The 12,249-nt window shown below is 63.7% G+C and carries 15 protein-coding genes; 12 read left to right on the top strand and 3 right to left on the bottom strand.

Going from position 1 to position 12,249, the window contains the following annotated elements; all coding sequences use genetic code 11:
• Positions 1-304 precede the first annotated feature (304 nt).
• From dapA to ACR64R_RS02995, 3 genes are all read left to right on the top strand, one after another.
• A complete protein-coding gene (gene dapA, locus ACR64R_RS02985; RefSeq protein ID WP_487360207.1) occupies positions 305-1,186 on the top strand; it encodes a 4-hydroxy-tetrahydrodipicolinate synthase in 882 nt (293 codons plus the stop codon).
• Between the two features lie 25 nt (positions 1,187-1,211).
• Positions 1,212-1,691, top strand: a complete 480-nt coding sequence (gene smpB / locus ACR64R_RS02990; RefSeq protein WP_041002108.1) for an SsrA-binding protein SmpB — start codon at positions 1,212-1,214, stop codon at positions 1,689-1,691.
• Positions 1,692-1,778: 87 nt separating this feature from the next.
• Positions 1,779-2,516, top strand: a complete 738-nt coding sequence (locus ACR64R_RS02995; RefSeq protein WP_487360208.1) for a glycoside hydrolase family 25 protein — start codon at positions 1,779-1,781, stop codon at positions 2,514-2,516.
• Here ACR64R_RS02995 and ACR64R_RS03000 read toward each other — a convergent pair.
• Both ACR64R_RS03000 and ACR64R_RS03005 read right to left on the bottom strand, forming a co-directional pair.
• Positions 2,485-3,141 carry a uracil-DNA glycosylase gene (locus ACR64R_RS03000; RefSeq protein ID WP_487360209.1) on the bottom strand — a complete coding sequence of 219 codons (657 nt, stop codon included), beginning with the start codon at positions 3,139-3,141 and terminating at the stop codon, positions 2,485-2,487. The genes ACR64R_RS02995 and ACR64R_RS03000 overlap by 32 nt on opposite strands.
• A gap of 12 nt (positions 3,142-3,153) precedes the next feature.
• Positions 3,154-3,735 (bottom strand): LabA-like NYN domain-containing protein, encoded by a 582-nt coding sequence (locus ACR64R_RS03005; protein WP_487360210.1) that lies wholly within the window; start codon positions 3,733-3,735, stop codon positions 3,154-3,156.
• A gap of 302 nt (positions 3,736-4,037) precedes the next feature.
• Between ACR64R_RS03005 and rpoZ the strand changes: the two genes are divergently transcribed.
• From rpoZ to ACR64R_RS03025, 4 genes are all read left to right on the top strand, one after another.
• Positions 4,038-4,439, top strand: a complete 402-nt coding sequence (gene rpoZ / locus ACR64R_RS03010; protein ID WP_487360211.1) for a DNA-directed RNA polymerase subunit omega — start codon at positions 4,038-4,040, stop codon at positions 4,437-4,439.
• Positions 4,440-4,564: 125 nt separating this feature from the next.
• Complete coding sequence (locus tag ACR64R_RS03015; RefSeq protein WP_487360212.1) at positions 4,565-6,796, top strand: RelA/SpoT family protein; 2,232 nt, start codon at positions 4,565-4,567, stop codon at positions 6,794-6,796.
• Between the two features lie 87 nt (positions 6,797-6,883).
• Positions 6,884-7,462, top strand: coding sequence for an orotate phosphoribosyltransferase (gene pyrE / locus ACR64R_RS03020; RefSeq protein ID WP_487360213.1), 579 nt, complete (start codon positions 6,884-6,886; stop codon positions 7,460-7,462).
• Between the two features lie 67 nt (positions 7,463-7,529).
• Positions 7,530-7,898, top strand: a complete 369-nt coding sequence (locus ACR64R_RS03025; protein WP_487360214.1) for a VOC family protein — start codon at positions 7,530-7,532, stop codon at positions 7,896-7,898.
• On the opposite strand, the gene ACR64R_RS03030 is transcribed toward ACR64R_RS03025, so the two are convergent.
• Positions 7,891-8,406 (bottom strand): GNAT family N-acetyltransferase, encoded by a 516-nt coding sequence (locus ACR64R_RS03030; protein ID WP_487360215.1) that lies wholly within the window; start codon positions 8,404-8,406, stop codon positions 7,891-7,893. The two genes, ACR64R_RS03025 and ACR64R_RS03030, sit on opposite strands and share 8 nt — an antisense overlap.
• A gap of 214 nt (positions 8,407-8,620) precedes the next feature.
• Between ACR64R_RS03030 and ACR64R_RS03035 the strand changes: the two genes are divergently transcribed.
• The 5 genes from ACR64R_RS03035 (at position 8,621) to era (ending at position 12,085) form a co-directional block, all read left to right on the top strand.
• On the top strand, positions 8,621-9,208 hold the full coding sequence (locus ACR64R_RS03035; protein WP_487360216.1) for a DUF2062 domain-containing protein: 588 nt from the start codon (positions 8,621-8,623) through the stop codon (positions 9,206-9,208).
• A complete protein-coding gene (gene acpS, locus ACR64R_RS03040) occupies positions 9,205-9,606 on the top strand; it encodes a holo-ACP synthase (protein WP_487360217.1) in 402 nt (133 codons plus the stop codon). The genes ACR64R_RS03035 and acpS overlap by 4 nt, the downstream gene beginning before the upstream one ends.
• Positions 9,607-9,697: 91 nt before the next feature.
• The gene (lepB, locus tag ACR64R_RS03045) at positions 9,698-10,447 is read left to right on the top strand and encodes a signal peptidase I (RefSeq protein WP_487360218.1); all 750 of its coding nucleotides are present in this window, start codon (positions 9,698-9,700) and stop codon (positions 10,445-10,447) included.
• Complete coding sequence (gene rnc / locus ACR64R_RS03050) at positions 10,434-11,168, top strand: ribonuclease III (protein WP_487362365.1); 735 nt, start codon at positions 10,434-10,436, stop codon at positions 11,166-11,168. Before lepB ends, rnc begins: the two co-directional genes overlap by 14 nt.
• A complete protein-coding gene (gene era / locus ACR64R_RS03055; RefSeq protein ID WP_487360219.1) occupies positions 11,153-12,085 on the top strand; it encodes a GTPase Era in 933 nt (310 codons plus the stop codon). Before rnc ends, era begins: the two co-directional genes overlap by 16 nt.
• Positions 12,086-12,249: the final 164 nt, after the last annotated feature.

The raw sequence follows: 12,249 nt of genomic DNA on the forward strand, positions 1-12,249 counted from the left end.
TTGCACCCGCCCGTGTCCCGGTTCCGAAATTCGCAATGACTTTGGCATCGGGCGCGGCGCGAATTTCAGAACCGAAAGGACACCGGGCGACCGTAGAACAGTGTCGTGGTTCTCGAGGCTCGCTCCGAACTCGATATCGACGTCCAGCGAACATCGAAAACCACGACACTGGCTCTATTGCGATCCTTGCCGCCGAACCATGTCGAGACTATGGTGCGCGGCTTCGCTTTCGGTTAGAAGGCGCGCAGGTAACCCAACCGACAAACCTGACACGTTCCTGAGAGTTCCAAGGAGTTTGGAAGACATGCTGAGAGGCTCGCTGACTGCGCTCGTCACACCGTTCGAAAAGAGCGGGCGTTTCGACGAGAAAGCCTTTCGCGCTTTCGTCGAATGGCAGATTGCGGAGGGTACCAAAGGCCTCGTTCCGGTCGGCACCACCGGCGAGTCGCCGACGCTGTCGCATGATGAGCACCGTCAGGTCGTGAAGGTCTGCATCGAGGTGGCCAAGGGCCGGGTCCCGGTCGTTGCAGGCGCAGGCTCCAACAACACCGAGGAAGCGGTTGGGCTGGTGCAATATGCCGAACAGGCCGGCGCCGATGCCGCCCTTGTCGTCACGCCTTATTACAACAAGCCCACGCAACGTGGCCTTTATGAGCATTTCGCCGCCGTTGCCCGTGCAACCAAGCTGCCGATCATCATCTACAACATCCCGCCGCGTTCGGTGATCGACATGACGCCCGAGACGATGGGCCGCCTGGCGCACGACTTCAAGAACATTGTCGGCGTCAAGGATGCCACCGGCAAAGTCGAGCGCGTCTCCGAGCAGCGCATGACCTGCGGCAAGGATTTCATCCAGCTTTCCGGCGAGGATGCGTCGGCGCTCGGCTTCAACGCCCATGGCGGCGTCGGCTGCATTTCGGTGACATCGAATGTCGCGCCGCGGCTCTGCGCCGAATTCCAGGAGGCCACGCTCTCCGGTGACAGTGCCAAGGCGCTCGAGCTGCAGGACCGGCTCTTGCCGCTGCACAAGGCGATCTTCCTGGAGCCTGGCGTTTCCGGGTCGAAATATGCGTTGTCGAAGCTGGGCAAGGTCGAGAACGTGGTCCGCTCGCCTTTGGTGACGGTCGAGGCCTCGACGGCCGAAAAGATCGACCAGGCGATGAAGCACGCCGGCTTGATTAATTAGGGATGAGGCGCCACCTCTCCGCATTATGAATCAAGTCAAGAAAGCCGACCCCAACAACAGGACGGTCGCCGAGAACCGCAAGGCGCGCTTTTCCTACGAGGTTCTCGACACGATCGAGACCGGCCTGGTGCTGACCGGCACCGAGGTCAAATCGCTGCGCCAGGGCCAGGCCAACATCCAGGAAAGCTACGCGTCAGCCGAGGGCGGCGAGATCTGGCTGATCAATTCCTATCTGCCGGAATATCTCCAGGCCAACCGCTTCAACCACGAACCGCGCCGCCGCCGCAAATTGCTGGTCTCGAAGCGCGAAATGGCCAAGCTCTCGCAAAGCGTCGAGCGCGAGGGCATGACGCTGGTGCCGCTGAAAATCTATTTCAACGACCGCGGCCGCGCCAAGCTGCTGCTCGCGATCGCCCGCGGCAAGAAACTGCATGACAAGCGCGAGACGGAGAAGCAGCGCGACTGGTCGCGCGAGAAGGGCCGGCTCTTGAAAGAGCGTGGCTGAGCTTTCGCCGGCGGAAAGGGGCCGCCTGAAAAAGCAGCCGGCCGTTTCTGGTCCGGCGCAATCTCACTTTCCGACGGGGGATGGGTCTTGGGGAAGCGGATTGTTTTCTGGGGCCTTGCCGGCGCGGTTGCCGCCTGCGTCGTCGTCGCTGGCGCCTATTTCTGGTTTCGTGGTTTTTCGCCGGATCGCTCGGAGTTCCCGATCCGGGGCATCGATGTCTCCCACCATCAGGGAAAGATCGATTGGCGGCGCGTCGCGGCCGACGACGTCGCCTTCGCCATCATCAAGGCGACCGAGGGCGGCACCCATGTCGACACCCTGTTCGCGACGAATCTGCGCGAAGCGCGCGCTGCGGGTCTTGCGGTCGGCGCCTATCACTTTTTCACCTTCTGCCGGCCGGGCGCCGATCAGGCGAGGAACTTCATGGCGGTGGTGCCGTCCGGCGAACCACTTCTGCCGCCGGTGGTCGACATCGAGTTCGGCGGCAACTGTCCGCAGCGCCCGTCTCCGGAGCAGTTGAACAGCGAGCTTGCCGCTTTCCTGGGCCCGGTCGAGACGGCGTTCGGCAAGCAGGCGATCCTCTATCTGACCGACGAGGCGGCCGCCGCCTATTCCGGCAGCATCATTGCCCGCCGGCGCTGGGTGCGCTCATTGGCGATGAAGCCCAGCGAGAACGACTGGATCTATTGGCAATACCACAATATGGGCCGCGTCGACGGCATCGAAGGCGATGTCGATCTGAACGTTCTGAAGGGCAGCCGCGAAACGCTGGCCGGGTTGTTCGCGCCGACGCCTAGTCCTTCAGGAACGCCGCGATCTCCCTGAAGACATTGACGAACATCTCTTCCGTCAGCACGCCGGTATTGGTGTTGTAGCGCGAGCAGTGATAGCTGGAGAAAAGCGTGATGCCGCCGGCCTCCTGCCGACCGCCATGCCGGAACGGAAGGGCTGCGACGCGCCCGCCCAGCGCCCGCACCGTCGACTGATGCGCGATCGAGCCCAGCGTCAGGATGGCGCGCAGATTGGGAAAGCGCGCGATGGTCGGCCTGAGGAAGGTGCGGCAGGTGGTGATCTCGGCGCCGACCGGCTTGTTCTGCGGCGGCACGCAGCGCACCGCATTGGTGATGGCCGTTGCGATGAGCTCCAGCCCGTCATCCGGTCTCGCCTTGAATTCCCCGCGCGCCAGCCCTTGGGCGATCAGCGTGCCGTAGAGCAGGTCGCCGGCATAGTCGCCGGTGAAGGGGCGCCCCGTGCGGTTGGCGCCGCGCAGGCCGGGCGCCAGCCCGACGATCAGCAACCGTACGGAGTCTTCACCCTCCGGCGGCAGGAAGGTCGGCACCGGTGCGTTGAACCAGGCGGGTTCGCGCACGCGCCAGCCCGCGATGAAGTCATGCAGCCGCGGGCAGAGCGGGCAATCATGGCTGGGCTCGGGGGAGGGCAAGGCGGTCAAGGCCGCCGCCCGTCAATAATCGTCCCCGTCGACTTCGGCGGGTTCCGGCCGGCGCACCGGTCGCTCGGAGGGGTCGCGGCCGACTTCGCTCTTCAGCGTCATCAGGTCGATGAAATGATCGGCCTGGCGGCGCAGATCATCAGAAATCATCGGCGGCTGCGAAGCCATTGTGGATATGATGGACACCTTGCGGCCGCGCCGCTGCAGCGCCTCGACCAGCGTGCGGAAGTCGCCGTCGCCGGAGAAGATCACGTAATGGTCCACCACATCGGCCAGCTCCAGCGCGTCGACGGTGAGCTCGATGTCCATGTTGCCCTTGATCTTGCGGCGCCCGGTCGAGTCGGTGAATTCCTTGGCGGGCTTCGTCACCACCTTGAAGCCGTTATAGTCGAGCCAGTCGATGAGCGGCCGGATCGAGGAGTATTCCTGATCCTCGACCAGCGCGGTGTAATAATAAGCGCGTAAGAGATAGCCGCGCTTCTGGAAGCTCGACAGAAGCTTGCGGTAGTCGATGTCGAAGCCCAGCGCGCGCGATGTGGCGTAGAGATTGGCGCCGTCGATGAAAAGAGCGATCTTTTCACGGGGATCGAACATTGAAAAACATCCCTTTCAAAAATGTCTGTCGTCTAAAAGCATTCGACGAGCAGGTCCGACAAATGGCCACGGTGCCGTCACACCCGAGATAACGCGCAATTTATGGATATCCAAGGGCACGGCCCGCATTGCAAGCAATTGTGATCGCAACCATGTGAGCCATGTCATGGCGCGGTCCGATCATGAGCCATGCTTGGACCCGTAAAGCCGACGCCGACGCCATTAAGCTTGTATTTCGGGCGCGCCCGCGTTATGGAGCGCGCCAGCTTTCCGTCAAATCCATCGCATGAAAGGGGCAGTCCATGGCCCGCGTAACCGTTGAAGATTGCATCGACAAGGTCAACAACCGTTTTGAACTCGTGCTGCTCGCCGGCCACCGCGCCCGCCAAATCAGCCAGGGCGCGCAGATCACCGTTCCGCGCGACAATGACAAGAATCCGGTCATCGCTCTGCGTGAGATCGCCGACGAGACGCTGTCGCCGGATGACCTCAAGGAAGACCTGATCCACTCGCTGCAGAAGCATGTCGAGGTCGACGAGCCGGAGGCCGAAGGCGAGGCGATCGCCGATCAGACCGGCGCGCCCGCAGCTGCGGCCGACGCCGACGATGCCGAGGAGAACATCGCTTTCGACCGCATGAGCGAGGAAGACCTGCTCGCCGGCATCGAGGGCCTGGTACCTCCGGAAAAAAGTGACGACTACTAAGCTTCGACAGAACCCGCCTGGATCAAGCATCCGGCACTTCCGTCCCGTAAGTTTCGTGGCTATCTATGGGATGCGTCGCACGTCGGTGCGGCGCATCAATCATTTCAGCACCGCGAGATCCCGCCATGATGCGTCAGTATGAGCTTGTCGAGCGCGTCCAGCGCTACAAGCCTGACGTGAACGAGGCGCTGCTCAACAAGGCCTATGTCTACGCCATGCAGAAGCATGGCCACCAGAAGCGCGCCTCGGGCGATCCCTATTTCTCGCATCCCCTCGAAGTCGCCGCCATCCTTACCGACATGCATATGGACGAGGCGACCATCGCAGTCGCCCTGCTGCACGACACGATCGAGGACACGACCGCGACCCGGGCCGAGATCGACGAGCTCTTCGGTCCTGAGATGGGCAAGCTGGTCGAAGGGCTCACCAAGCTGAAGAAGCTCGACCTCGTCTCGAAGAAAGCCGAGCAGGCGGAGAATCTGCGCAAGCTCCTGCTCGCGATCTCCGAGGATATTCGCGTGCTTCTGGTCAAGCTCGCCGACCGCTTGCACAACATGCGCACGCTCGACCACATGCCCGAGTCCAAGCGCCTGCGCATCGCCGAAGAGACGATGGACATCTATGCGCCCCTGGCCGGGCGCATGGGCATGCAGGGCATGCGCGAGGAACTGGAGGAAATCGCCTTCCGTTACATCAATCCGGAAGCCTATCGCGCCGTCACCGCGAGGCTGGCCGAGATTTTCGAGCGCAACAAGGGCGTCCTGCAGGAGATCGAGACGGCGCTGTCGGGCCTGTTCGAAAAACATGCCATCAAGGCGAGCGTGAAGAGCCGGCAGAAAAAGCCGTGGTCGGTGTTCCGCAAGATGGAGGCCAAGGCGCTCTCCTTCGAGCAACTCTCCGACATTTTCGGCTTTCGCGTCATCGTCGATTCCGTCGACGACTGCTACCGCTCGCTGGGCGCCATACACACCACCTGGTCGATGGTTCCCGGCCGCTTCAAGGACTATATCTCGACGCCCAAGCAGAACGACTACCGCTCGATCCACACCACCATCGTTGGCCCGTCGCGCCAGCGCGTCGAACTGCAGATCCGCACCAAGGAGATGAACAAGATCGCCGAATACGGCGTCGCCGCGCATTCGATCTACAAGGATAGCGGCGGCAAGATGAACGGCGCAGGCCATGCCATCTCCAAGGAGACCAATGCTTATGCCTGGCTCAGGCGCACCATCGAGCAACTGGCCGAAGGCGACAATCCGGAGGATTTCCTCGAGAACACCAAGCTGGAGCTGTTCCAGGACCAGGTCTTCTGCTTCACGCCCAAGGGCATGCTGATCGCCCTGCCGCGCGGCGCTACCCCCATCGACTTCGCCTATGCCGTCCACACCGATGTCGGCGACACCTGCGTCGGAGCCAAGGTCAATGGCCGCATCATGCCTTTGATGACGGAACTGAAGAATGGCGACGAGGTCGAGATCATCCGCTCCAAGGCGCAGGTGCCGCCCGCTGCCTGGGAATCGGTCGTGGTCACCGGCAAGGCGCGCGCCGCCATCCGCCGCGCCACCAAGAACGCGATCCGCAAGCAATATTCCGGCCTCGGCGCCCGTATCCTGGAACGCGCCTTCGAACGCGCCGGCAAGACCTTCACCAGGGAGAGCCTGAAGCCGGTGCTGCACCGGCTGGCGCGCAAGGACATAGAGGACGTGCTTGCTTCCGTCGGCCGTGGCGAGCTGAGCTCCACCGACGTCATGAAGGCGGTTTTCCCCGACTATAAGGACGAGCGCGTCACGGTCGCGGCGCCCAAGCAGCGCGAGGAGGGCTGGTCGAAGATCAGGAACGCCGCCGGCATGCTGTTCCAGATGCCCGGCACCCGCGCCGCGCGCAAGGACAAGAGCCAGCCGCGTGACGGCGCGGTGCCGATCCGCGGCGTGCGCGGCGACCTGCCGGTGCGCTTCGCGCCGGAAGGCGCGGTTCCCGGCGACCGCATCGTCGGCATCATCCAGCCGGGAACCGGCATCACCATCTATCCGATCCAGTCGCCGGCGCTGCAGGCCTTCGACGATCAGCCCGAGCGCTGGATCGACGTGCGCTGGGACATCGACGAGCGCACCAAGGAACGTTTCCCGGCGCGGATCTCGGTCACCGCCATCAATGCGCCGGGGTCGCTGGCCGACATCGCCCAGGTGGTGGCGTCAAACGACGCCAACATCCACACGCTGTCGATGATACGCACGGCGCCCGATTTCACAGAGATGCTGATCGACCTGGAGGTCTGGGACCTGAAGCATCTCAACCGGCTGCTGTCGCAGCTCAAGGACAATTCGAGCGTCAGCGATGCGCGGCGCGTCAATGGGTGAATGGTGAATGGTCGTGAGTAGCGAGCGCACCTTCTTTCACCATTCACTATTCACCATTCACCGTCCGCCACGGACATGGAGCGAACAATGAACACCGATGAAGTGCTGGGCATTTTCCGTGAGGCCGGCGCCGTTCTCGAAGGTCATTTCATCCTGACGTCCGGCCTGCGCAGCCCGGTCTTCCTGCAGAAGGCGCGCGTCTTCATGCATGCCGACAAAACCGAACGCCTGTGCAAGGCGCTGGCGGGGAAGATCCGGGAAAGCGTGCCGGGCAGGATCGACTATGTGGTGGGCCCTGCCATCGGCGGCCTGATCCCGGCCTATGAGACCTCGCGGCATCTGGGTGTCCCGGCAATCTGGGTCGAGCGGGAAGGGGGCGAATTCAGGCTCCGCCGCTTCGAGATCGCCAAGGGCTCGCGCGTCGTCATCGTCGAGGACATCGTCACCACGGGCCTGTCGATCCGCGAGACGATCGCCTGCCTGCGTGAGCTCGGCGCCGAGGTTGTGGCGGCCGCCTGCATCATCGATCGCTCGGCCGGCAAGACCGATGTCGGCGTGCCGCTGATCGCGCTTGCCGAATATGAAGTGCCGGCCTACCCCCCCGACCGCCTGCCGCCGGAACTTGCCGCCATTCCGGCCGTTAAGCCCGGAAGCCGCAACATCTGAGGTCATAATGCGCAAAAACAGGCGCTTGGGCGGTCAGGTTGAATCATTGTCGGAGCTCTGAGTATCGATGATCACCGGCATCGATCACTTCGTGCTGACGGTCCGTTCGGTCGAAGCAAGCTGCGACTTCTACGGGCGTGTGCTCGGCATGAGGCGTTTGGACCAGCCGGACCGGCCGACGGCGCTTCTGTTCGGCTCGCACAAGATCACCCTGCATGAGGTCGGCCGGACCTTCGAGCCGAAGGCAAGGACGCCCATGCCGGGTTCCGGCGATTTCTGCCTCGTGGCGGCGGTGCAGGCCAGCCTCCAGGCCAACGGCGTGGCGATCGAAGTCGGACCGGTCGAACGCACCGGCGCGCGCGGCCAGATGATGTCGGTCTATTTCCGCGACGCGGACGGCAATCTGGTCGAGATCAGCGAGTATCCGCTTACCTGAGATCGAGACGCATGGCGCAACGCTGGTCCAACGCCATGCCGTGCTCGGCCTCGTCGCCGAGCAGGCTTGCCAGCCTCTCGTCGATCTCGGCGCCTTCCAGGACACGAAACCCGAGCTTGCGATAGAAGGGCGCGTTCCAGGCGACGGCGCGAAACGTGGTCAGCGTCATCGCGGCCAGGCCGCGCCGCCTGGCGTCCGCGATCGTCCGTTCAAGCAAGGCCCGGCCGATGCCCGAGCCCTGCCGGTCGAGCCGCACGTCCAACTCCCAGACATGCAGCGTATCGCCCTCGATCCCGGCGCTCAGGAATCCGATCGGCCGGTCCTGGTCGTCGGTGGCAATCCAGCATGCGCCGTCGGCGATCAGCTCTCGATGCCTTTCCGCGCTGACATTGTCTCCATCGGCGAGCCATGCCAGTTCCGCGATGGCGCGAAACGCCAGTCCGGCGGACTGCTCGATCTGCGGCAGGGCCTCGGCGTCCTCGGTTCGCGCCGGTCGAATAGTGATCATTGGCTCTGAATTCCCGCTTGTTTTCCTCAGTTTCGCCAGAATGAGGCTCTTGTTACAGCCTGCGGCAGACAATCGCGGCGGCGTTTCGTTGTTGCGCGGCCTTGTCGTCGCTATATCAAAGTCTTGTTGCCTTAGTGCGCCCTCGGAGCGCAAGATATGTTGGCGCGACCCGGTGGGCAGGGGCAGCGCGTGTTGGACCGGGAACGGGAAGAGAGTGCTTTTTCGACGCCGAGAGCCTGATGGCCTCCTTGAGCGGGTGCGTACTTACCTCTGGCCGCGCCGCTCGTTCTCGCGTTCCGTTCAGTATCTCTCCAAGCGCATTCTCAGGCTGAAGGCGACGCCGCATTCCGTGGCCGCCGGCGTCGCGGCGGGCGTGTTTGCTTCCTTCTTCCCGCTGGGCATTCATTTCGTCGTTGCCGCCGTGCTTTGCTGGGTGATCGCCGGCAACCTTGTCGCGGCAGCGCTCGGCGCCGTGTTTTTCGGCAATCCGCTGACCTCTCCGCTGCTGTGGGGCGCGTCCTGGGAGACCGGCAAACTGCTCCTGCAAGAGCGCCTGCCCAAGCACGGTTCGCCCGAGCATCTTGGCGAAATGATGCATAAGCTCTCCTTCGCGAAGCTCTGGCATCCCGTTCTGGAGCCGATGCTCATCGGCGCGGTGCCGCTCGGCCTGGTCTTCGGGCTGGTGTTCTACGGCGTCACGCGCTGGGGCATGACGGTGTTCCGCGCGCAGCGCAAGAAGCGCATGGCCGAGCGTGAGGCGAAGAAACCGCCGCGGGGCGGGCGGGAATTGCCCGCGCAATGATCATCGGCATCGGCAGCGACCTGATCGACATCAGACGCATCGAGAAATCGCTGGAGCGGCATGGCCAGCGCTTCGTCCAGCGCATCTACACCGAGGTCGAGCAGGCCAAGTCAGAAAAGCGTGGCGCGCGCGCGGCGTCCTACGCCAAGCGCTTCGCCGCCAAGGAGGCCTGCGCCAAGGCGCTGGGCACCGGCATGGCCGAGGGCGTGTTCTGGCGCGACATGGGCGTGATCAACCTGCCGAGCGGCGCGCCGACCATGGCGCTGACCGGCGGCGCCGCGGCCAGGCTGAAAAAAATCCTGCCGAAAGGCCATCGGGCGCTGATCCATCTCACCATCACTGATGATTTCCCGCTTGCTCAAGCCTTTGTGATCATCGAGGCAGCGCCCGCCGAATAAGTGCCACATTCATTCCATCTGACCACGAGCGGCATGACGTTGCCCAGCGCGCGCCGAGACTCTATACCAACATCGCACAACTGAGGACGACATGAGCGTGGCTGAAAAATCGCAGAAGAAATCCGGCGGGCTGGGTGAAACCTTCTCCGTCATCATCCAGGCTCTGCTGCTCGCGCTCGTCATCCGCACGCTGCTCTTCCAGCCTTTCTCCATCCCGTCCGGCTCGATGCGGCCGACGCTGCTCGAGGGCGACTATCTCTTCGTCACCAAATGGGCCTATGGCTATTCGCGCTATTCGCTGCCGTTCGGTCCGGATATCTTCTCGGGCCGCCTGTGGGGCTCGGAGCCCAAGCGCGGCGACGTGGTGGTGTTCAAGTTCCCGCCGGATCCGTCCGTCGATTACATCAAGCGCGTCGTTGGCCTCCCCGGCGACAAGATCCAGATGAAGAACGGCCAGCTCTTCATCAATGGCGTGGGCGTGCCGCGGGTCAAGACCGGCCAGATCGAAAATCCCGACATCACCGAAGTTCCGCAGCCGGTCGACGTCTACCGCGAAACACTGCCCAACGGCGTCAGCTACGACACGCTCGACCTCACGCCGAATTCGATCGGCGACAACACGCGCGAGTTCGACGTTCCGCCGGGCCACTACTTCATGATGGGTGACAATCGCGACAATTCCTCCGACAGCCGTTTCACCGTCGGCTTCGTGCCGGCCGAAAACCTGGTTGGTCGCGCCAATCTCATATTCTTCTCGATCGCCGGCAAGGCGAGCCCGCTCGAGATATGGAAGTGGCCGTCGCTCATGCGCGCCGGCCGCCTGTTCCATTTCGTCCACTAAGGCCATGGCGGCCAGCAAGCGTTTGACCGCCGATGCGCTAGCCGAAGCGCTTGTCGAGCGTACCGGCCACGTCTTCGCCGACCGCCAGCGCTTGCAGCGCGCGCTGACCCATGCCAGCGCGCGTTCGACGCATGCCGGCGTCGATTACGAGCGCTTCGAGTTCCTGGGCGATCGCGTTCTCGGCCTTGTCGTGGCCGACATGCTGCTTGCCGCCTTCCCCGATGCCGCCGAGGGCGAGCTTTCGCTGCGCCTCAACGCGCTGGTCAATGCCGAGGCGCTCTCCGACATCGCCGAGGAGATCGGCCTGCCGGAGCTGATCCGCGCCGGTTCCGACGTGCGCAACCTCGATGGGCGCAAGCGCACCAATCTGCGCGCCGATGCGCTGGAATCGCTGATTGCCGTGCTTTACCTGGATGGCGGCCTTGAGGCCGCCCGCGCGTTCATCCACCGCTATTGGCGGCCGCGCTCGCAAGCGATCGGTGCCGCGCGGCGCGACGCCAAGACCGAATTGCAGGAATGGGCGCACCAGGCTGCTGCAGGCGCAACGCCGGCCTACCGCGTCGACGGCCGCGAGGGGCCGGACCACGATCCGCTGTTCACCGTCAGCGTCAAGGTCGGTGATTTCGCGCCGGCGACCGGCAGCGGCCGCTCGAAGCGCGAGGCCGAGCAGGCCGCGGCGGCTACTCTTTTGCTGCGCGAGGGCGTATGGAGCGCGGCATGAGCGCAAACCAACCCCCCGAGACCCCCGTCACCCGCTCCGGCTTCGTCGCGCTGATCGGCGCGCCCAATGCCGGCAAGTCGACGCTGGTCAACCAGCTTGTCGGCGCCAAGGTGTCGATCGTCACCCACAAGGTGCAGACCACGCGTGCCATCGTGCGCGGCATCGCCACGCATGACGACGCGCAGATCGTCTTCGTCGACACGCCCGGCATCTTCAAGCCGAAGCGGCGGCTGGACACCGCGATGGTGACCACCGCCTGGGGCGGCGCCAAGGATGCCGATATCGTGGTGCTGTTGATCGATGCCGAGCGCGGCATCAAGGGCGATGCCGATGCCATACTCGAGCGGCTGAAGGACGTCCGCCAGCCGATGCTTCTGGTTCTCAACAAGGTCGACCGCGTCAAGCCGGAGACACTTCTTGCCTTGTCCGCGGCAGCGAACGAGAAAGTGCCGTTCAAGCGCACTTTCATGGTGTCGGCCCTGACCGGCTCCGGCTGCAAGGACCTGCTCGACTATCTTGCCGCGACGCTTCCCTCAGGCCCTTGGTACTATCCGGAAGACCAGATCTCGGACCTGCCGATGCGCCAGCTCGCGGCCGAGATCACGCGCGAGAAGCTATATCTCAGGCTCCATCAGGAGCTTCCCTATTCCTCGCATGTCGAAACCGAGAAATGGGAAGAGAAGAAGGACGGCTCGGTGCGCATCGAGCAGGTCATCTATGTCGAGCGCGACAGCCAGAAGAAGATAGTGCTCGGCCACAAGGGCGAGACGATCCGCGCCATCGGCCAGGCCGCGCGGATGGAAATCGCCGGCATCCTGGAACAGAAGGTGCATCTCTTCCTGTTCGTGAAGGTGCGCGAGAACTGGGGCGACGACCCCGAGCGCTACCGCGAGATGGGGCTGGAGTTTCCGGGGTAAGCCGGGCAAGCCGCGCTCATCCACATTGTGACCTGTTGGACGACGCGCAAAGGTGCGAGCCGAAAAGACCGCCTAGAGCCGAGAGGTTAGCCGCCGATGGGCGCCCAACGTCCTGATTGGGGCCGCAAGCGGTCGGTCAGCTTTCGGTGCGACACCAGTTGCTG

The organism is Mesorhizobium sp. MC2-1-1, assembly GCF_057597255.1.